This is a genomic window from Herbidospora sp. RD11066 (genome assembly GCF_054661255.1).
Map to the genome: position 1 here is coordinate 1 of NZ_BAAGDO010000003.1, position 19819 is coordinate 19819.

At 69.8% G+C, this 19819-nt stretch carries 23 protein-coding genes; 12 read left to right on the forward strand and 11 right to left on the reverse strand.

The genetic code is table 11. The features are described 5' to 3' along the window. Positions 1-73 precede the first annotated feature (73 nt). Together ACYQ78_RS11380 and ACYQ78_RS11385 are read right to left on the reverse strand one after the other, a co-directional pair. Entirely contained in the window at positions 74-517 is a 444-nt protein-coding gene (locus tag ACYQ78_RS11380; protein ID WP_459800753.1) for a hypothetical protein, read from the reverse strand. Position 518: 1 nt separating this feature from the next. Further along, on the reverse strand, positions 519-971 hold the full coding sequence (locus ACYQ78_RS11385) for a hypothetical protein (RefSeq protein WP_459800754.1): 453 nt from the start codon (positions 969-971) through the stop codon (positions 519-521). A 39-nt stretch (positions 972-1010) separates the two neighbouring features. On the opposite strand from ACYQ78_RS11385, the gene ACYQ78_RS11390 reads away from it, so the two are divergent. The 3 genes from ACYQ78_RS11390 to ACYQ78_RS11400 are packed head-to-tail and all read left to right on the forward strand — an operon-like array spanning position 1011 to position 2679. Continuing rightward, on the forward strand, positions 1011-1895 hold the full coding sequence (locus ACYQ78_RS11390; protein ID WP_459800755.1) for a helix-turn-helix transcriptional regulator: 885 nt from the start codon (positions 1011-1013) through the stop codon (positions 1893-1895). A gap of 10 nt (positions 1896-1905) precedes the next feature. Beyond that, a complete protein-coding gene (locus ACYQ78_RS11395) occupies positions 1906-2355 on the forward strand; it encodes an MSMEG_6728 family protein (protein ID WP_459800756.1) in 450 nt (149 codons plus the stop codon). 9 nt (positions 2356-2364) lie between these two features. Beyond that, on the forward strand, positions 2365-2679 hold the full coding sequence (locus ACYQ78_RS11400; protein WP_459800757.1) for a nucleotide pyrophosphohydrolase: 315 nt from the start codon (positions 2365-2367) through the stop codon (positions 2677-2679). Here the strand turns inward: ACYQ78_RS11400 and ACYQ78_RS11405 are convergent. After that, on the reverse strand, positions 2657-3760 hold the full coding sequence (locus ACYQ78_RS11405) for a carboxylate-amine ligase (RefSeq protein ID WP_459800758.1): 1104 nt from the start codon (positions 3758-3760) through the stop codon (positions 2657-2659). The genes ACYQ78_RS11400 and ACYQ78_RS11405 overlap by 23 nt on opposite strands. Before the next feature lie 64 nt (positions 3761-3824). Between ACYQ78_RS11405 and ACYQ78_RS11410 the strand changes: the two genes are divergently transcribed. After that, on the forward strand, positions 3825-4166 hold the full coding sequence (locus tag ACYQ78_RS11410) for a metalloregulator ArsR/SmtB family transcription factor (protein WP_459800759.1): 342 nt from the start codon (positions 3825-3827) through the stop codon (positions 4164-4166). Further along, positions 4163-4642 (forward strand): SRPBCC family protein, encoded by a 480-nt coding sequence (locus ACYQ78_RS11415; RefSeq protein ID WP_459800760.1) that lies wholly within the window; start codon positions 4163-4165, stop codon positions 4640-4642. Before ACYQ78_RS11410 ends, ACYQ78_RS11415 begins: the two co-directional genes overlap by 4 nt. A 38-nt stretch (positions 4643-4680) precedes the next feature. On the opposite strand, the gene ACYQ78_RS11420 is transcribed toward ACYQ78_RS11415, so the two are convergent. The 5 genes from ACYQ78_RS11420 to ACYQ78_RS11440 form a co-directional block, all read right to left on the reverse strand. After that, positions 4681-4974: a PASTA domain-containing protein gene (locus ACYQ78_RS11420; RefSeq protein ID WP_459800761.1), complete on the reverse strand. Its 294-nt coding sequence runs from the start codon at positions 4972-4974 to the stop codon at positions 4681-4683. Between the two features lie 31 nt (positions 4975-5005). Then, positions 5006-6001, reverse strand: a complete 996-nt coding sequence (locus ACYQ78_RS11425; RefSeq protein ID WP_459800762.1) for a right-handed parallel beta-helix repeat-containing protein — start codon at positions 5999-6001, stop codon at positions 5006-5008. Between the two features lie 51 nt (positions 6002-6052). Continuing rightward, complete coding sequence (locus ACYQ78_RS11430; protein ID WP_459800763.1) at positions 6053-6832, reverse strand: maleylpyruvate isomerase family mycothiol-dependent enzyme; 780 nt, start codon at positions 6830-6832, stop codon at positions 6053-6055. A gap of 73 nt (positions 6833-6905) precedes the next feature. After that, a complete protein-coding gene (locus ACYQ78_RS11435; protein ID WP_459800764.1) occupies positions 6906-7391 on the reverse strand; it encodes a BP74-related protein in 486 nt (161 codons plus the stop codon). Positions 7392-7487: 96 nt separating this feature from the next. Beyond that, positions 7488-8936: a gamma-glutamyltransferase family protein gene (locus tag ACYQ78_RS11440; protein ID WP_459800765.1), complete on the reverse strand. Its 1449-nt coding sequence runs from the start codon at positions 8934-8936 to the stop codon at positions 7488-7490. Between the two features lie 105 nt (positions 8937-9041). Between ACYQ78_RS11440 and ACYQ78_RS11445 the strand changes: the two genes are divergently transcribed. From ACYQ78_RS11445 to ACYQ78_RS11455, 3 genes are all read left to right on the forward strand, one after another. Continuing rightward, the gene (locus ACYQ78_RS11445) at positions 9042-9629 is read left to right on the forward strand and encodes a hypothetical protein (protein ID WP_459800766.1); all 588 of its coding nucleotides are present in this window, start codon (positions 9042-9044) and stop codon (positions 9627-9629) included. Positions 9630-9697: 68 nt separating this feature from the next. After that, entirely contained in the window at positions 9698-9925 is a 228-nt protein-coding gene (locus ACYQ78_RS11450; protein WP_459800767.1) for a hypothetical protein, read from the forward strand. Continuing rightward, positions 9895-10278: a type II toxin-antitoxin system VapC family toxin gene (locus tag ACYQ78_RS11455; RefSeq protein WP_459800768.1), complete on the forward strand. Its 384-nt coding sequence runs from the start codon at positions 9895-9897 to the stop codon at positions 10276-10278. The genes ACYQ78_RS11450 and ACYQ78_RS11455 overlap by 31 nt, the downstream gene beginning before the upstream one ends. Positions 10279-10342: 64 nt before the next feature. Here the strand turns inward: ACYQ78_RS11455 and ACYQ78_RS11460 are convergent, their stop codons facing one another. Further along, a complete protein-coding gene (locus tag ACYQ78_RS11460) occupies positions 10343-13651 on the reverse strand; it encodes a S8 family serine peptidase (RefSeq protein WP_459800769.1) in 3309 nt (1102 codons plus the stop codon). A gap of 326 nt (positions 13652-13977) precedes the next feature. On the opposite strand from ACYQ78_RS11460, the gene ACYQ78_RS11465 reads away from it, so the two are divergent. Continuing rightward, the gene (locus ACYQ78_RS11465; protein ID WP_459800770.1) at positions 13978-14790 is read left to right on the forward strand and encodes an MBL fold metallo-hydrolase; all 813 of its coding nucleotides are present in this window, start codon (positions 13978-13980) and stop codon (positions 14788-14790) included. Between the two features lie 111 nt (positions 14791-14901). After that, the gene (locus tag ACYQ78_RS11470) at positions 14902-16227 is read left to right on the forward strand and encodes an alpha/beta hydrolase domain-containing protein (protein WP_459800771.1); all 1326 of its coding nucleotides are present in this window, start codon (positions 14902-14904) and stop codon (positions 16225-16227) included. A 3-nt stretch (positions 16228-16230) separates the two neighbouring features. On the opposite strand, the gene ACYQ78_RS11475 is transcribed toward ACYQ78_RS11470, so the two are convergent. Beyond that, a complete protein-coding gene (locus ACYQ78_RS11475) occupies positions 16231-17187 on the reverse strand; it encodes a hypothetical protein (RefSeq protein ID WP_459800772.1) in 957 nt (318 codons plus the stop codon). A 144-nt stretch (positions 17188-17331) separates the two neighbouring features. Here ACYQ78_RS11475 and ACYQ78_RS11480 point away from each other — a divergent pair, with 144 nt between their 5' ends. Together ACYQ78_RS11480 and ACYQ78_RS11485 are read left to right on the forward strand one after the other, a co-directional pair. Beyond that, the gene (locus tag ACYQ78_RS11480) at positions 17332-18303 is read left to right on the forward strand and encodes a sensor histidine kinase (RefSeq protein ID WP_459800773.1); all 972 of its coding nucleotides are present in this window, start codon (positions 17332-17334) and stop codon (positions 18301-18303) included. After that, positions 18300-18941: a response regulator gene (locus tag ACYQ78_RS11485; protein WP_459800774.1), complete on the forward strand. Its 642-nt coding sequence runs from the start codon at positions 18300-18302 to the stop codon at positions 18939-18941. The genes ACYQ78_RS11480 and ACYQ78_RS11485 overlap by 4 nt, the downstream gene beginning before the upstream one ends. Here the strand turns inward: ACYQ78_RS11485 and ACYQ78_RS11490 are convergent. Continuing rightward, complete coding sequence (locus ACYQ78_RS11490) at positions 18929-19816, reverse strand: SDR family oxidoreductase (RefSeq protein ID WP_459800775.1); 888 nt, start codon at positions 19814-19816, stop codon at positions 18929-18931. The two genes, ACYQ78_RS11485 and ACYQ78_RS11490, sit on opposite strands and share 13 nt — an antisense overlap. Between the last annotated feature and the right edge of the window lie 3 nt (positions 19817-19819).

Genomic DNA, 19819 nt, shown 5'->3' on the forward strand with positions numbered 1-19819 from the left:
CACCACATCCGGAGGTCTTCCATTTGATCAAGCATCAGCTACGGCGAGTCACCAACCTGATGGCCGAGTACATCTAGCGCCTCGTGAAGTCCATGGTCCAGTTGGTCACCCAGGTCTGGCCGCCGTCCTGGGAGAAGGCCTGCTCCCAGTGGGCGGAGTCGGCGGTGATGTCCGACCAGATGAAGCGGGCGTAGATCTCCTCGTCGGCGTAGAGGTCGTGTCCGAAGAACTCGCCGACGCCGCCGGTGAAGGTGCCGACCACGGGCGGCTGGAGCACCCCGTACTTGGAGTTCGACCAGTAGAGCGACCACTCCTTCTTGTCGACGTCGAACAGCCGCAGTGTGACGCCGGTGAACGTCGGGCAGACGATCTCGTCGATGTTGCCGCCGCCCTCGAACAGGCGCCGGCTGGTGGAGTGGCCGGTGAACTCCTCCCACTCGCTGTTCGCGTCGACGAAGTTCAGGCGGCGGCGGTTGAGGACGGTCCAGTCGCCGATGAGAAAGTCGAAGTCGGTCATCTCAGCCTCTTTCCGGGAGCGAGTCGGCCAGGTAGGCGGCCAGGTCGGGGTGGTCGGGCGCCAGGACATGGCGGACCCAGGCGTCGCGTTCGTGGGTGATGGGCGGCAGTTCGTACACGCAGCCGATGAAGTCGGGCGCCAGCCTGACGAAGTTGGCCGGGTCGTCGTCGGGACAGCCGAGGAACGGCTGGCCCCCGGCCGCCCCCGCGAACCGGAGGGCGTTGTCCCAGGCCCACGAGTAGACGTTGAGGTAGGCGCCGGTGTCACCGCCCCGGTGCAGCACGACGAACGAGGCGGGCGGGGTGCCGTCGGGCTCGGGCAGCAGGTCGGGCAGCAGCGCGTAGGCGGCCTTCTCCACCTCGGGCTCGGCGGTCCCGACGTGGTAGCGCTTGATGTGACGTCCGGCCACCTCGATCGGCGGCGGCACGGTGAAGGCTTTCTCCCTGAAAGGCATGCCTGGACGATAAGGAGACTCCACTGCCAAGGTGTGTCAGTGAAGTCGAGCCGACTGCTCGCGACGGTCCTGCTCCTCCAGACGAAGGGCCGCCTGACCGCCGCCGAACTCGCCGAAGAACTCGAGGTCTCGGTACGCACCGTCTACCGCGACGTCGAATCCCTGCACGCCGCGGGCGTCCCCATCTACGGAGACGCGGGCCACCAGGGCGGCTACCAGCTGGTCGCGGGCTACCGCACCCACCTGACCGGCCTGAACCCGGCGGAGGCCGAGGCCCTGTTCCTGTCGGGCCTCCCCGGCCCCGCGGGCGAACTCGGCCTGGGCGGCGCCCTGGCCGGAGCCCAGCTCAAACTCCGCGCCGCGCTGTCCCCCGACCTCCGCGCGCAGGCCGACCGGATGCGCGCCCGCTTCCACCTCGACGCGCCTGGCTGGTACGCCAAGGACACCTCGGTCCCTTTCCTCCAAGAGGTCGCCGACGCGGTCTGGCGCGGAAGAGTATTGGAAGTGCGTTACCGCAGATGGAAGGCGCCGGAGGAGGTCGACCGGGTGCTGGAGCCGTATGGCCTCGTGCTGAAGGCCGGACGCTGGTACCTGGTCGCGGCCCCCGGCCCGCGCACCTACCGCGTCGACCAGATCCTCGGGCTGCGCACCTCGCCGACGGAATGCGACGTACCCGACGACTTCGACCTCCCGGCCTACTGGCGCGACCACCAGGAACGCTTCCACGCCTTCCTCCACCAGGGCGAGGCCCGGGTCGTGATCGACGGCGCCGAGCAGATCGTCCCCATCGAGTCGATCCCGAAGGCGGCCCGCCACTTCCTGTCGCTCGGCCCGTCGGTGGAGGTCCTCGAACCTCGTGAGCTGCGCGAAGAGGTGGCCCGACTCGCGACCGAGGTGGCCGCGCTGTACGCCCCGCGCGCCTAACGTGAACCCGGTGCAGACCTTTCTGCCCTACGCCGATTTCACCGCGACCGCCCGCGTCCTGGACGACCGCCGCCTGGGCAAACAGCGCGTCGAGGCGATCCAGGTCCTCCGGGCGACGTCCATCGACGACTACGGCTGGCGCCACCACCCGGCGGCGAAGATGTGGCGCGGCTACGAGGAGGCGCTGGTCCGGTACGGCCTGGAGATCTGCGCCCAGTGGTGTTCGACCGGCCGCGCCGACACGTGCGCGGCGACCCTGCGGGAGGACCTCGGGCGGCTGAAGAGCATCACGAAGATCCGCACCCAGGCCGCCCTCGCGAAGGCGGGCCGGTTGCCGCCGTGGCTGGGCGACCCCGCGTTCCACCTGAGCCACCGGTCGGCGCTGCTGCGCAAGGAGCCGGAGTTCTACCGCCCGCTGTTCGGGGACGAGCCCGACGATCTGCCCTACGTCTGGCCCTAGCCTGGTGGCATGAGCGAGATCGAAGAGGTGGCGGCCCGGCTGCGGGCCTTCGCGGCGGCCCGCGACTGGGAGTCCTTCCACACGCCGAAGAACCTCGCGATGGCGCTGGCGGGCGAGGCGGGCGAACTCCTCGCCGAGTTCCAGTGGCTCACCCCCGAGGAGGCCGCGTCACTGGACGAGGAGTCCCTCGCCCGGGTGCGGTCGGAGATGTCCGACGTGGCCACCTATCTGATCCGGCTGGCCGACGTCCTCGGCGTCGACCTGATCGACGCGATCCACACCAAGATGGCCGAGGTCGAGATCAGGTATCCCCCGAAGGCGTAGTCTGCGCGGCCAGCAGGTCGACGACCGCCTTCGGCCCGCCCTCCGTCGCCGCCCGCCGCTGCCGTTCGGCCCCCGTGCCCGTTCGCCTGACCTCGGCCAGCAACCGCTCGACCTCGCCGAGTTCGCCTTCCTCCTCCAGCGCGTCCCGTACATGGGACAGCAGCCGGTCGAGCAGTCCCATGGCCGCCACCTCGCGTCCCTCGACCGGGCAGACGCCCACCCCGGCCAGCCCGTTGCGGGCCGCGTTGAACAGGGCGGCCGTGCCGACGGCCTCCGGGAGGTCGGGGCCCTCGCGTCCGGCGGCCAGGTCGGTCAGGGACGTCGCCACCAGGCCCCGGATGAGCAGCGCCAGGAGCAGGGCGTCGTCGACGGATCCGGCCGCGTCGGCGGCGCGGATCTCGATGGTCGGCTTGCGGACGCCGAGGCGGGCCAGCCAGAACGTCATCGCCGTGTCGACCAGGACGCCACCCTCGACGAGCTGGTCGATGGTGGCGTCGTAGTGGTCGGGAGAGGTGAAGCGGGGCGGGATGCCGGCGCCGGGGAACCTCATCTGCTCGGCGATCCGCCAGCTCGCGAAGCCAGAGTCGGCGCCCCGGTCGTACGGGGAATTGGCGCCCAGGGCCACGAGTGTCGGCAGCCAGGGGCGGACATGGTTGAGCACCGCGACGGCGGTGCCCCGGTCGGGGACGCCCACGTGGACGTGACAGCCGCAGCACTGGTAGTCGCTGATCGTGCCCCGATGGGTCCGGAGGATGTCGGCGTAGCGTTCACCGGCGGAGACCGGTGGGGCCGAGCCGGGCAGGACCGGGGTGCCGACCGAGACCAGGCGCAGGCCGTGGGAGTGGGCCGCTTCGGCCAGGACCCTTCGCGCACTACTGAGCTGTTCTCGCAGGTCGGCGAGGTCTTCGCAGATGCCGGACGCCGCCTCCACCTGGGTCTGGAACAGTTCGGCGCTGAAGATCCCGCCGGTGCCCGGATGGGGGCCGGCGTCGGCCAGCACCTTGTCGACTTCGGGGGCGGGCTGTCCCGTCACCCCGTCGACCAGCAGGAACTCTTCTTCGACGCCGAATGTCCGACTCATGCGGATCCCCTACCCCGTCCACGGGGGTTATGTGACGCGTAACCCATAGGTTACGCTTTTCCACATGGACCAGGCCGCTGAGGCGATCGCCGACCCGATCAGACGGGCGATTCTGCGCATGGTGCGCGACGAGCGGCTCACCGCCGGTGAGATCGCCGCCCGGTTTCCGGTCAGCCGTCCCGCCATCAGCCGCCATCTGCGGGTACTGCGGGAGAGCGGGCTGGTGCACGACGACCTGTCGGGGCGGCACCGCTACTACTCGCTCAACCCCCACGGCCTCGCCGACTTACACCAGTGGCTATCGACCCTCATGACCCCCGCGGGCTGGGAGCAGCGCCTCGACGCGCTGGAGACCGAGGTCCACCGCGCCCGTCGGGACAATCACGACAAAAGGGAGACCGCATGAGCCCGACCGGGCGCCTTTTCCCCACCGCCGAAGGTCACGACCTGCGCCTGACCCGCACCTTCAAGGCCTCCGCCGACGACGTCTGGGCCAGCGTCACCGAGTCGGAGCGCACGGCCCGCTGGTTCGGGCCCTGGCGGGGTGACGCCAAGCCGATGATCCAGGTCCAGATGACGTCCGAGGAGGGCGCGCCCTGGATGGACATGCGCGTCGAGGCGTGTGAGCCGCCCCGGCGGCTGGCGGTCACGTCGGTCGACGACCACGGGACCTGGCATCTGGAGGTCGTCATCACCGAGACCGACGGGGTGACCGAGCTGCTGTTCGTCCAGCACCTGACCAGCGCCGACGGCGTCGGGGACATCGGGCCCGGCTGGGAGTTCTACCTCGACAAGCTTGTCGCCTCGCGCGAGGGCGCGCCGGCGCCGGAGTGGGACGACTACTACCCGGCGATGAAGCCCTACTACGACGGGCTCCGGTAAAAGCGGCGGGGAGCCGCCCCAGGAGGGCGGCTCCCCAATCAGTGTTCGGGTAGATCCTGTGCGAGCCCACCTGCGGGCGGCTTCGGGGTGCGTGGCTCACGGACGCCCGCGGAACCGCCTCCGCGGTCGGTCATCCACACTTTGACTGTTCCCCAGCGCAGCACCCGGGCGCCCGGGAGTGGTTCCTGTTTGGTCACGATGCCGTGCATGACGGACTCTGGGCCATCGGGGTTCGGGCCGATCAGTAAGACGCCCGCGTCGTGGCCGAGAAGCCATGCGTTGAGTGCCTGCATGCCCCGGAAATCCGGGACTTGCACTTCGATCAGGTTCATGCAACCTCCCAAACCCGATCGTAAGTGCCATTTATGAACATGCACCCTTTTTAAGGAGTGGCCCTCCGGTCACCTTGTTGTCACACTTGATCGTGTTTCCGCCGACGGTGTCGTTGATTCCGACACCTCTTGCCCCGGAAAGATTGATGACGTTCTTCCGGAAGACGTTCCCGGTTCCCCAGCCGTCGACGATCTTGTGAGTCTGGAATCCGTCGAGCGGGGTGTTGCGGCCGCGGTTGCCCTCGATGACGTACTTGTTGCCCTTCACGTCGACCCACGAGTCGTTGGTGCCGTCGTCGACCAGCTGGGAGCCGTCGAAGACGTTGCCGACGATCCAGCCGCCGGTGGTGCCTTCTTTGATGTCGATCGCCTCGGCGGTCGACCTGATCTCGTTGCCGCGCACCCAGTTGCCGTCGCTCTGGTCCATGCGGCCGCCGGTGACGCTCTTCCAGTTCGACTCGGCGGTGCCGATGTAGACGCCCTCGCCGAACTTCGGTTTGCGCAGGCCGGTGTTGAAGATGCGGTTGTACTGGACGATGTTCGACCTGCTGAAATTGCGCAGATGAATGGCCTCGTCGCCGATGGAGTGCACGGTCAGCCCCTGGACGACCGAGCCGGTGGTGCGGTCGGCCATCACGCCTTTCTGGCTGTTCCTGACGGTGAATCCGACCAGGCGCCAGTAGTTCCCGCCATCGATGTGGAAACCGTAGCCGCCTTTCGGGCCGCCGCCGTCAATCACCGATGACGCGGTGCCGCAGACGAAAATGGGGCGGCTCTTGATGCCCGATTTCCTGGCCACGAATTTCCCCCGGTAGACGCCGGGCTTCAACTTGATCACATCACCGGCGCGGGCCGAGGCGAGCGCCCTGTCGAGCTGACTCGCGCTTCCCACGGTCTTGGTCGCACGCGGGCATTTCACCATTCCCGGCCCGGACGGCGCGGCGGCCTGGGCGGGGCCGGCGATTAAGACTCCACTGGCGGCAACGATCAGCGCGCCGGTCACATATTTGATCTCCACCTTCATCATCCTGTCAGTGGAGTCACATGAGTCACAAGTTTCGCCGGCCCCTGCGCATTATTAGAATCCTGGGAAAACCCTGCGAAGTTCGTCCAATGTGATCGAACCGGTGAGTTCGACGACGGGCGGGGTGTGCTCGGGCGCGTGCCGTCCGGTCACCAGTCGCAGCCACCATTCGGCGGGGGCGGTCAGCTCGCCGTCGGGCTCGGCCGGGACGTCCGTGATCTCGGCCTGCTCCCCGATCGCGAGCCCGAACGACCGCTCAGGGGCGGTCACGTGGACGGCCAGGGTGACCGCGCGGCCCAGCCGGTCGGCCTTGGCGGTCCAGCCGAGCATGCCGCCGATCCGGTCGAGCAGGAGGTCGGTGGCGTCCTCGCGGAGCGCGGCGGCGGGGTCGAAGGCGACCTGGACGTCCCAGGTGTGCAGGGCGAGCTCGCTCAGCCGGAACTTGGCGAAGTTCTCCACGTCGAGCGGGTCCATCGGGAACCACAGGGCGACGCGCAGGGTCTCGCGGGTCTCCGGGTCGAGCCCTTCGAGCCGGGCGATGTGGTTCTCGTTGGCGTCGAGGAAGGCGTTGGCGCGCTCGACCGGGGTCATCGCGTCCCAGCGGGCCCAGATGGCGCGGATCGCGTCGCCCTCGGGGGCGCCGGTGCCGTTGAGTGCGCCTTCCAGGGCGGCGAGGTTGATCTCCGCGCCGCTGCCGAGGTGACTGAGCACCTGGGAGACGTCCCAGTCGGAGGCGCCCGACTGGCGGACGAGGTCCTCCGGCGCGAAGGCGCGGACCTGAGCGGCGAGCTCGTCGTAGGTGGAACGCAGGGTTTTCGTCGCCTGGTCGGTCATGGGTGGAAATCTCCGTGTACGGGGGGAAGAGAGGGGTCCACAACGCGAACGTCACGAACCCCCCGGATCATCCCTAGATCTTCACCTCACGGACGAGCCGCGACGTCCACGGGCACCAGTGGCAGCCGGGCAGGAACGCGCCGCAGGCCTCGTCGAGGTGCTCTTCGAGGTAGGCGGTGTCGGAGTCGCAGACCTCGATCGCCATCTCGAAGAAGTTGATGGTGGCGGGGTCGAGGTGGAAGCTCCACCTCGGGTTGTAGGGCGCCGTGCGCTTCACGATGCGGCCGTGGACGTGGACCCGCTGCTTCTCCTCACCCTTGAGGATCTTCCTGGCGTGGTCGATCAGCGCCTGGTCCTCCAGCTTGATCGTGAACGGCTGCCCGGGGCGGGTCTCGAACTCGAAGTAGACGGGGGCGGCGGCCCTGCCCTTGATCGGCACGGCCGTCGCCTCGGCCGTCTGGGCCGCCTTACACGTACCGGAAGTGACCGCGACGGCCGGAGCCGCCGTGACGAGCGCGCCCGCGAGGACGGCGAGGGCGACGACAGAGGCCTTCAGCATGCAAATACTCCAAGATCAGGGGTCTCGTGGGCGGACCCACCGACCCCTGTCTCCCTCCGTCGCTCCAGCCTCACACGTCACTTGACCAAACCCTGATCAACAACCGAGCGCGGCGCCGATCCGGGCCCGGGGGTCGGTCGCGCCCGCGAGCATCCCCGAGGGCAGCACGTCGATCAGGTGGGCGTGGCCGAAGCCGTCGCCCCAGTTCTCCTCGATGACCCGGTGACCGCGCCCGGCCAGTTCCGGCCCCCACGGCGCGCCCGCCTCGACCTCGACGACCTGTTCCTCGGTCCGCCAGGTGTCGAAGCCGGTCTCCGAGCCGAGCACCCAGCGGGCCGCCCCGATCACCTCTCCCGGAGTCTGGTGGTGGACGAGCAGCCGGGTCACCAGCTGGAGAAGGATCTGCGGCTGGGCGTCACCGCCCATCGTGCCGATGACGGTCCGCAGGGAGCCGTCGGCGTGGGTGATGAGGGCGGGCGAGAGGGTGTGCGGCGGGCGGCGGCCCGGACCGTATTCGGCCGGGTGGCCCTCCTCCAGGGAGAAGCCGATGCCGCGGTTGTGCAGGTTGATGCCGGTGGACGGCTCGAACAGCAGGCTGCCGAACCCGGCGGCGTTCGACTGGATGAGCGAGACGCCCATGCCGTCGGCGTCGACCGCGCACAGGTAGGTGGTGTCGCCCTTCCTCCCCGGGGCGGTGAGGCCGGGCGTGCCGACCAGTGCCCGCCGGGCCTCGGCGGAGTCGAGGGGGGCGGTCGCGTTTTCGTACAGGACCTCGAGCCGGTCGTGGCCCGCCGCGCGGGCCGACCCGATCAGCAGGTCCGCCCAGGCGGGATCGGCCGGGTGGACGGGGACGTCGAGCCCTTCCAAGATCTTGAGCGCGAGCAGCAGCAGGTAGCCCTGGGAGTTGGGCGGGATGGTGTGGACGTCGTGGCCGAACACGCGGGCCGACAGCGGCGTCACCCAGTCGGCCTGATCCCTGGCCAGGTCGTCCTCGGTGTACTCACCGGCGCCCAGCTCCAGCAGTCCGTCGCCGAATTCGCCCTGGTAGAACCCATTACGCCCGTCCTTGGCGATGGCTTCGAGCGCCCGAGCCGCACCCGGCCTCCTGATCGGGTCGCCGACCGTCCGCACCGACGCGTAGTCGCTCTGCAGCGAGCCGATGAACGCGGCGCCCGGCGCCAGCAGCGGCGAGGCCGGGAAGCCGGACGCCGCCAGGCGGATCGCCGGGGCCAGCACGTCGGCGAGCGGAAGACGGCCGAACCGGGTGTGCAGCGCGAGCCAGCCGTCGACGCAGCCGGGCACGGGGACGGATCTGATGTCGTGCAGATGCGGCATGGTCGCGTGCCCCTCGGCCCGCAGCCGCTCCGGGTCCGCGCCGCTGCCGGCGCGACCCGAGGCGTTGAGGGCGTGGACGCCGGATCCGTCGTGGACCAGCGCGAACAGGTCGCCACCGAGCCCGCACATGTGCGGCGCGGTGACCGCGAGCACCGCGTTGGCCGCCACCGCCGCGTCGGCGGCGCTTCCACCTTTCTCCAGTACGGTCACGCCTGCGGCGGACGCGAGGTGATCAATAGTGCAGACCATGCCGTTCGGTGCATAACGGGTGGAAGTCATGAAATGACCCTAGGCCCACTCTGACATCGTGAAGAAGTGAGCTTCAGCATCTATGTCGGCCTGGTGAGGAGCGGCACCGTTCGCCACCCCCTGCGCGTCTCCGCACTCCGCTGCGCCGTCTCGCGCTACCGCCCGCTCGGCTTCCACGCCACCTGGGACTACCTCGTCAGCCGCGCCGGCCGGGTCAACAGAGACGAGGCCGCCCTGCTCCGCGCCCTGGAGACCCTGCTGACCAGCAGGAACGCATGGCTGGCCGAAATGGCCGACTACGCGGCCCACCGCAAGGTGGCGAAACGGACCCGCCGCGTCCCACCCCCGGGCGAGTATCGCCGCCTGACGGGCTTCCGCTGGCCCGGACCGGACGCGCACGACGCCACCCGATACACGGTCGAAGCCCTGTCGGCCCGGCTCCGGGAGGCGTCGTACTCCGACCCCCGTTCGGCGGAACTCCACCGGAGAGCCATGACCTGCGCCTCGGCCTATCTCGACGGCCGGCCCCACGACGACCTGCACGCCTGCCTGGCGGACCTGGACGGCGTGCGACTCGACTACCGCACCGAGGAGTTCGGCCACTTCCGCCGGCTCGGCAAGATGGTCGAACTCATCGTCCACGACACGCCATGAGCCCGGAACGCCTACCTCATACGTACGGTGACCAGATTCAACCGACGGTAAGTGCTTAAACTGACGAAATGGAGTTCGACGACGAGAGCTCGGACGCCCACGCCGAGTCCCCCGACTTCGCGGAGCTTGCGCCGCACCTCGCCGCGTTGATCGGGGCGCTACAGGGGCCTGCCGACCTGGGCGCCAACCATGATCGTTATCTCACCTATCCTCATGACGAGGATTCCGAACTGGTCCTCTCGTTGCGGCCTTCAACAAAGCCGACATGGATCACAGCCGCTGTGTTCGCTTCCTGACACAGAACTGGAGCAGGCTGGTGGTGCCGTCGCTTGCGGTGACGGAAATCTGCCATTTGCTTGCCGATCCGGTCCGACGTGGTAGCCCTCTCCTCGCGGCCGGGTTTTGCGCCGCCATCGCCAGCGACGAACTCCGTGTGATCGAGGTGACGCCTCACGACTACCGCCGGGTGTCCGAACTGATTTCGAGCTACGCCTCACTTCGGCTGCAAGTGGTCGATGCCTCCGTGATCGCTCTGGCCGAGCGTTTCGACCTACGTGAAGTCGCCACGCTGGATCAGCGCGATTACCGTGTCGTCCCTCCTCGTCATCTCCCCAGAGGGCAGCGGCTCACCGTTCTACCCGGCGACTGACGTACACACTCGGAAAAGAAAACGGGCCCGGCGGTGAACCGCCGGGCCCGTTCCTTGGAAGGTGTTACTGGACGGTGATCTTGTCCACTTCCTGGGTGACGCCCTTGACCTGGTCGGTCACGACCGAGGTCGTCACCGAGCCGACGCCGGTGATGGCGCCCTTGACCTTCATCGTGTAGACCAGCTTCTCGCCGGGCGCGCCCGGCGTGCTGTTGATGGAGTAGTCGGAGGTGACGCCGGTACCGGCCGGGATCTGGCTGCCGGCGGTGCCGTCACTGTTCTCCGCACCCACGGTCAGGCCGTAGACGTCGCCCGGGTAGGGCAGCGGGCCCGGGTAGGCGAACGAGACGTCCTCGACGCCGTTCGTGCCGATCCACGTCTGGAACGTCCGCACGCTGTTGGTGCCGTACAGGTTCAGACGCCACTCGACGACGATCCAGTCGTCCACGCCGTCGGTCAGGACCGTCGCGTAGACACCGGGGGCGCCGGTGCCGTCGAGGTCGGTCCAGTACGGGGCGAGCACACCGTTCGGGCGGGTGGCGTCGGGCAGGGTCTGCGGGGTGAACTGGATGTCCGCCGAGCCATTGCTGCCGCCGGCCACCAGGTAGCCGTTGGACGTGATGCCGACCCGGTTGAACGTCTGGCCCGCGTAGATGAACGACGGGACGGTGAAGTTGATCGCCTGCTCGTCGCCGATCGGCTGGGCGCCGGTGAACAGGTCGAGCGGGATGTAGCCGAACAGGCCGCCGGGGGTGATGACGGGCTTGTCGGGCTGGCGGCCGTGCAGCGTCGTGGTGACGCTGGCCTCCTGGGTGCTCACCTGGGTCGCGCCGGTGACGCTGTTGAGGCGCAGCTTGCCGTCGAGCACGCTGGTGGCGGTGACCTCGGTGTCGTTCAGGGTGCCGTTGTCGACGGTGACGGTGCAGGTCGTCTCGGCGTTCTTGGCGATGGTGCTCGGCGCGCAGGTCTGGTCGACCGGGATCGTGCCTTCCTGGCGGTAGAACGCCACCGGGATGCGGTGGTCCTTGTTGCCGTCCTCCTGGCGGAGGTCGATCTCACCGAAGTACTGGCCGTCGGCGACGTCCGGGGCGCTGATCGTGATGGTCAGCTCCTGGGTGCCGCCCGCGGGGACGGTGAAGCGCGCCGGCGTGACGTCGATGCTGGTGCCGGGGGTGGTGGTCTTGCCGCGCGAGGTGTACTCGACCTCGTCACCCGTGACGTTCTTGACGGTACGGGTGGTGGTGATCTGGCCCGGCATCGTGGGCGCGTTCACCGAGGGGATGTTGAGGTCGATGCGGTTCAGCGGGTCGTCGGCGGAGGCCGCGAAGTCGGCCGCGGTCTCGTCGATGGTCAGAACCGAGTTGTACGCCTGGCTCAGGTCGATGCGGCCGCCGCCCATGTCGAACGGGTCGGCCGGGGTGACCCGGTCCTGCTTGAGAACGTTGGTACGGGCCGTCGTCTCCAGAGCGGACTTGACCTGACCGGGGGTGAAGCCGGGGTTGGCCGCGAACACCAGCGCCGCCGCGCCCGCGACGTGCGGGGACGACATCGAGGTGCCGGCGATGACCTGGTAGAGGTTGCCGGGCGGGCCCTCGAGCGGGGACTCGGGGGTGGGGGTCTGACCGGCGAGGATGTGCAGACCAGGGGCGGTCACGTCGGGCTTGAGGAAGTCGCCGCCGGGGCCACGCGAGGAGAACGTGGTGATGACGTCGCGCTGCCACTGGGCCTTGGTGCCCTGGGTGAAGCTCGCGGTCGCGCCGGGGGTGGCGGCGAGGTGGGCGAGCAGGATGTCGGTCTGGGGCTTGTCGATGTGGACGGTCGGCAGCCAGTGGTTGTCGGTCATCACGTCGAGCGGCGTGGTGTTGTACAGGATCATGCCGGCGGCACCACCCTGACGCACGCTGAAGCCCTTGAGCACGCGGTTCGGGCCACGCTCACACGCCACGATCTTCCCGGTGAAGATGCCGGGAGGAGCCGGGGTGAGGCACAGCGGGTCGTTGTACGGCGGAGCCGAGGCCAGCACCACCGGGCTTGCGGTCGTGACGCCGGCCGTGATCGAGGCGCCCTTGATGACCGGGCCGCCACCACTGAAAGTGATGGTCGACTCGAAGAGGCGCTTCTGGGTGTTGGCCGCCACCGTGGTCACCCACGGCGAGCGGTGGTCGGTCGTCGAGGCGCCCGGGCCCGAGTTGCCGGCCGAGGCCGCGACGAACACGCCGGCCGCGTAGGCGTCGAGGAACGCCAGCTCGACCACGTCGGTGTACGGGCTGGCGCCACCGGAGATGGAGAAGTTGATGACGTCGACGCCGTCCAGGATCGCCTGGGCGACGGCGGCGGCCGAGTCGGTCGAGTAGCAGCCGTCGGCGCCACAGACCTTGTAGACCGAGATCATCGCGGCGGGCGCGACACCGTGGATCGGGCCGCGCGAGATGCCGAGCGGGTTGGCGTCCGCGACCGGACCACCGGCGGCGGTGGTGGCGGTGTGGGTGCCGTGGCCGTTCGAGTCACGCGCCGAGTCGGGGTAGACGTCGCCACCCACGAGCAGGTTGTACGTGTCCAGGAACGGCTGGCCGCCGATCAGCTTGTTGTTGCAGACGAAGACGTCGGTGGCCGGGGTGAGCGGGTTGTCACCGAAGTCGCAGGTCCGCGGGGTGCCGTCGGCCTTGGCCGGCGGGGTCGGCAGGCCGGGCTTGTCGGCGACCATCGGGTGCTCCGGCCAGAGACCCGAGTCGAGGATGCCGACGATGACGCCCTTGCCGGAGTTCGGCGCGCCGCCGAGCGCGTTGTAGACCGGCGTGGCGTCGATGGCCTCGCTCTCGTCGGTCGACAGCGGCTGCTCAAGGGTGTCCTTCTGCACGGCGGCGACGCCGGGCAGCTTGAGCAGGTCCTTGGCCTCGTTGGCCGGGACGGTCAGGGCGATGCCGCCGTAGACCGTCCGCAGCTTCTGACCGACCTTGGCGCCGGCGACCTCACCGGGCAGGGCGGCCAGGAACTTGTTCTCGATGCTCTCGATGTGCTCGACGTACTTCTCGGCCGCAGCGCTGTCGGGGTCGAGCTGCTTGCCGGTCGCGCTCGGGCTGGTCGCCGCGTAACCGCTGACACCGCCCTTGTACGCGGCCAGCGAGTCGTAGTCGAGTTTCACCGCGATGTTCACGGGGTCCGTCGAGGTCGCCTTGAGCAGCGACTCGTCGCTCTCGGCAAGCTGGCCGGTGAGCGACTTGGCCCCGTAGACCATCTCAGGGCTGGTCAGCGGGATCGCGGTGAACTTGCTCGGAGACGGCGTGGGATCGGCGATGGCCGACCCAGCCGGGACCAACGCTGCCACCAGGCCGACCGCTGCGGCCGTGGCGACGGTCAGTCTTAACCTTGACACGAAACCTCCATGGGTGCTGAGGGACTCGTCACCACAGCAGGAGAAATCGCGGCACCCCCGGGCAGCGTCCAAAATGGACACGCAAAAGGGCCGCAACCCTCCCCGGCTGGTTGACGATAACCGGACCGTTCGGCTTAGAACGTTCCGATCACTCACGGAGTTTAGTTAGCTGTCATATGTCCCGCTAGATGAGATATTGCCAACGAGGTGTCCAGATTGGGACGTTGCGCGGCTCACCTAACGGATAGCGTTCTACCTGCTGCTTTGTGTATTGACAGGCGGTGTGTCGACCACGGGTAAGACGCGTCGGCAGGCAGCATGGGAGCGTGACCAAGCGTTCGAGTGAGCAGATACTGCCGAGGCGTGACTGCGCCGCGACGGTATTGGGCGGCCCCACGACCGTCATCGACATGGGCGGCCTGCGCATCGTCGTAGACCCGACTTTCGACGACCCCGGCCCGCACGGCTATCTGACCAAAACCCTTCCTCCTGTGGTGGACGAGACGGCGTTGGGCCCCGTCGACGTGGTCCTGGTCAGCCACGACGCCCACCCTGACAACCTTGACGACCGGGGCCGCGCCTTCGCCTCGGCGGCCCGCCTGACCCTGACCGTGCCGAGCGCCGCTCCGGCCCTGAACGCCCGCGGCCTGGAACCGTGGTCGACCTTTACGGTCCTGCGCCCCGACGGCGGCGGCGACCTTTTCTTTCTCACGGTTCCGGCCGTTCACGGCCCGGAGGACGGCGAACGCGACTCTTCCGGCTTCGTCAACTGCGAAGTGACCGGTTTCGTCCTTTCTGGACGGGGACTCCCCACCGTTTATGTGAGTGGCGACAACGCCTCTATGCGCGTGGTGGGCGAGATCGCCCGGGGCGTACCGGAAATCGACGTGGCCGTGTTGAACGCCGGCGCGGCCCGCGTCAAAGGCAAGTTCCGCGAACGCCCCGTTTCGATGGACGGAAGCCGGGTGGCGGCGACGGCTGCGGTACTGGGGGTGCGCAGCGTCATTCCCGCGCACTATGACGGCTGGACGCATTTCACCGAGGGCCGGATGGAAGTGGAGAAGGCTTTCGACGAAGCGGGCCTGTCGGAGGTCCTGTGTGTGGCCGACCACGGCATCTGGACCGACCTACGCGACTGACCTCACGCCGGAGTCCGCGAACCGGTGGTTTCACCGATGCTACGCACCGGAGCGTCGGAGATCATCCCGACGTGCGGCCGCCGAGCCGGTCGTGCGGAAGGAGACAAGCGCATGGTGACAACGGCCAGAGCCGTCCTGACCACTGTGCTCGTGGCCGGTCTCGCGGTCGTGCCGGCCCCCGCCGCCCGCGCCGCCGCCCCGGTGCCCGTGCCCGTCGTCGAAGGGCCGCTCCCCGGTGAGGTCCCGGGCGATCCCAAGGCTTCCGACGTTCGTGACACCTATCCCTGGATGTCGACCGACGAGGATCTCGCCGCCCGCGGCTACGTCGAGCAGGAGTTCACCCTGTCGGGTGCGGCCGACGCCTATGACACGACCGGCCGGCTGCTGGCCTCCGATGTGCCGTACACGACCAGGATCGTCGTGCGCCGGCCGGCGCACCCCCTCGCCTTCAACGGCACGGTGCTGACCGAGTGGCAGAACGTCACCGCGGGCTATGACCTGGACGCCCTGTGGAGCCCCGACCTGATCATGCGCGGCGGCTACGCCTGGGTCGGGGTGTCGGCCCAGCGTGTGGGCGTCGACCAGCTCCGGGGCTGGAGCCCGGCTCGCTACGGCACCCTCGACGTCACCGGTGCGGGACGGTTCACGACCGACCAGCTCTCCTACGACATCTACTCGCAGGCCGCCCAGGCGATCCGCGCGGGCAAAGCGCTCGGCCGGTTGAAGCCGAAGCGCGTGCTGGCCATCGGGGCCTCCCAGTCGGCGGGCCGTATGGCGATCTACTACGACGCCGTGCTCCCCCAGATCGAGCCCGTCTTCGACGGTTACGCGAACATCGTCGGCCAGGCTCCCACCCGCGCGGGCGCCGAGCCGGTGTTCCAGGTGATGTCGGAGACGGACGTGCGCACTCCCGTCCGCCCCGCCGACACCGACCGGTTCCGCCGCTGGGAGGTCGCCGGGGCCGCGCACTCCGGCTGGGCCGGTCAGGACTACCGCCGCCCCATCCTCACCCGCGACCTGGGCGCCGCCCCTGAGTACACGTGTGGACGGCCGCCGTTCAGCCGCGTCCCGCTGCAGCACGTGCTCGCCGCGGCCTACGCGCACCTGTCCCGCTGGGTGACGAACGGCACCCCGCCGCCCACGGCGCCGCCGCTGGAGTTCAACCCCGACGGCACCAAGGCCCGCGACGAACTCGGCCTGGCCAAGGGCGGCATCCGCCTGTCGCAGGTCGCCGCCCCCACGGCGTTGAACACCGGCGAGAACACCGGCGAGACCTTCTGTGTCCTGTTCGGTACGCACATCCCGTTCGACGAGGCCCAGCTCAAGAAGCTCTATCGGAGCAGGGCCGCCTATCTGGCGAAGGTCGTCGTGACGGACGCGTCCAACATCCGCAAGGGCTACCTCCAGCCGGCCGACGCGATCCAGAACCTGCGCTGACCGTCAGGCGCGCCGGCGGATCAGGTAGGCGCAGGCGGCGACCCCGAGGGCGGCGCCCCAGACCACCCACAGCATCCCCGGCACGTTGACGGCCCACATATTGGGTTCGACGCCCATCCAGACGTTCATCAGCCCGGCGGGTATCAGCACGATCGCCACGAGAAGGGCGGGGACCACGGCCAAAGCCACCGGAACCCGCCGGCCCGCCCTGAACCAGATCCAGCGCGGATAGACCTCGCCCCACCGGCTGACCAGCCCGTGGGTGAGAACGGATCCGCAGATCGACGCGACGGCACCCCCGAGGCCGACTTCCAGCATGCCGGGCGTCTCCCGCATCATCCGGGCGAACTCGTCGGTGATGCCGAGGGGGATCCCGAAGTACCAGGCGATCCGGGTGATCTCGTAGGGCACGGGGGCGAGGCAGGCGACGTACACGGCCCATCGCCCCCAACGGCGGGTCCAGGTGAGGTCGGGCCGCTGGTAGGCGAAGGTCGCCAGCGCCCACAGCAGCCCGCCCACGAAGATGACGATCAGGTTGACCCGGTGCCAGTAGAGGATGTCCCCGATGCCGTCCTGCGGGCCGGGCACTCCCGTGAACGCGAACACCAGCAGCAGCGGCGCGAAGGCCACCAGCCCGAGCAGCGTGTAGTCGGGGATCACGAGGGTGAGCGTCCCGGCCAGCACCCAGCCGAAGACGGCCATCGCCGTGCGGGTGCCGCCCTGGCCCCACTTCCGCGCCATCGCCAGCGCCACGACCGCGCCGGCCAGTCCGACGACGGCCATGCCCGGCGCGACGACCCCGGCCCGGCTCCCCTCCAAAATCGAGCCCGTCGCGCGGTCGTCGTCGACCGGCGCGAACGGGAATCCGTCTCCGCCCAGCGCCCAGTAGAGCCCGAGCGCCCCATAGGTCAGCGACCACCCGGCCGCCGGGTATCCCGACCATTTCGACCAGCGGAACATCCGCCCACCACCTCCTCGATCCAGCGTCGAGGAGGCCGGGCCGCCGGCGCAGATGCCGAAAAGCCTGGTCGGAGCGGGACCTGGCCGGGTGAAATGTGCCGTTCGGCACGGGCGCGGGGGCCGCCGGATACCTAGGCTCGGGTCATGCGCACACGAAGCCCGATCGCGACGGTCGCCGGCGGCGCGGGGCTGGTGTCACTGGCCGCGACCGCCGCCGTCGTGCTGCTCGGTGCGCGGTCCCCCGCGACCGGCTGGATCGTCGGTGAGTCGGCGGTCCTGCTCGTCCTGATCGTCGTGGTGGTGCGCACCGCGCCCGCCCGCGCCGCGCTGGTAGCCGCGGGTCTCGCGGGCGTGGCCACCCCGATGCTGCTGCTCCGGTACGGTCTGGGCCCCCCGACCGTCGCGGCCCTGGCCGGATTCACCGTCTGGGCCCTGTCGGCCGCCCTCGCCGCCATGATCGGGCTCTACCTTCGTTCTCTGGACGACCACCGCACCCGCTCCATCGACGAGGCCCGCCGGGCCCAACGCACCCGGCTCGCCCGCGACCTGCACGACTTCGTCGCCCACGACGTCAGCGGCATCCTCGCCCTGGCCCAGGCCGGCCGCATCCTCGCCGACCAGGACCCGCAACGGACGGCCGCGGCCTTCGAGCGCATCGAGCAGGCCGCACTCCAGGCGTTGACGTCGATGGACCGGACGGTACGGATGCTGCACGACCCCGGCCGCACCCCGCTCCCGACCCTGACCGACCTCCAAGAGCTGGCCGACCGGTTCACCGTGGCCGTCGACCTCGACGTCGACACGGGCCTCGACGACGTACCAAGGGAGGTCACCGCCACGGCCTACCGCATCGTCGTGGAGGCGCTGACCAACGTACGCCGCCACGCGCCGACGGCGACCCGGGCGCAGGTGCGGGTCCGCCGGACGGGCACGACACTGGAGGTCACGGTGACGGACGACGCCCGAAGCGGCCCGGCTCCCACCCGGCGCGGCGGCGGTCTCGGCCTGGCCGGGCTGGCCGAGAGCGTCGAGGCGCTCGGCGGCACCCTGGCCGCGGGCCCGAATGATCCGTGTGGCTGGCGGCTGGCCGCCACCCTGCCGTTGGTGGCGGCATGATCCGCATCCTGATCGCCGACGACCAGGAGAACATCCGGCACGCGTTCCGGATCATCCTGGACGCCCAGCCCGACATGACCGTCGTCGCCGAGGCCGCCTGCGGGGTCACCGCCGTGGAACAGGCCCGCCATCTGCGCCCCGACGTCGTGCTCGCCGACATCAGGATGCCCCGCCTCGACGGGCTGGAGGTCACCCGCCTGCTCGCCGGGCCGGAGGTGGCCGACCCGATCCGCGTCGTGGTCGTCACCACGTTCGACCTCGACGAATACGTCCACACCGCGCTGCGCAACGGCGCCTGCGGCTTCCTGCTGAAGCGATCGAGCCCGACGATCCTGGCCGAGGCCGTCAGGGCCGCCATGTCCGGTGACACGCTCATCAGCCCGCAGATCACCGTGCGGCTCCTGCGCGATCTCACCGCGCGGCCCCAGCCCACGACCGCCCGGCTGACCGGCCGGGAACTCGAGATCACCCGCCTGGTCGCCCAGGGTCACACCAACGCCGAGATCGCGACCGCCCTGTTCATCTCCCCCGGCACGGTCAAGAACCACATCGCCGGGATCCAGCGCAAGCTCGGCGCCCGCAACCGGGTCGGCATCGCCTCGTGGGCCTGGTCGACCGGCCACGCTCAGCCGAAGTAGCGGCCCGCGACCAGGTCGTCCAGGAGAGTGGGCCCGACGGGCTCCCACGGCAGCAGTTCCCTGGTGAGAGTGCTCGACGCGGCGGCGTCCATCCCGATGATCGGCCCCAGCCAGCTGTACGACGCGGCGGCCTCCTCCGGCGCGAGCTCCACCACAGGCAGCCCGAGCCCCTTCCCGACGGCCTCCGCCACCTCCCGGAACGGCACCCCCTCATCCTGTACGGCGTGCAGAACCGCCCCGCCCGGAGCCTCCTCCAGCGCGAGCACGAACAACCGCGCCGCGTCCGACCGGTGCACGGCGGGCCAGCGCGCGTCCCCGACGAACCCGGCCGCCCCCGCCGCCCGCGAGAAGGCGACGTACGCGGCGATGAACCCGGGGTCGCCCGCGCCGTGCACGGTCGGCGGCAGCCGGAGCACGGAGGTGCGGACCCCGGTCTCCGCGAGCAGCCGCACCCGCCGGGCGGTCGCCATGCGCCCCTGGGCCTGCTCGGGCACGTCGCGCTCAGTGCCGACCCGCCCGGGAGCCAGCCCGAGCAGCCCCGACGCCAGCACGAACGGCCGCCCCGTGCCCTCCAGCCCGCCGACCATCGCCTCGACGGCCACCAGGTCGGCCTCGGTCGCCTCGGCGAAGCCGCCCGAGAAGGCGATGTCGTGCTTGAACGCCAGATGCACCACCCCGTCGGACGCCGCCGCCGCGTCCCGGAGCAGGTCGAGATCGTCGAGGGTCCCCCGCACGACCTCGGCCCCCGCCTCGACGAGCGCCTCGGCGGAGGCGTCGGACCGGGCGAGCCCGACGACGCCGTGCCCTCCGGCCAGCAGTTCCGGCACCACGGCCGACCCGATCCACCCCGACGCCCCTGTCACGAACACGCGCATGAT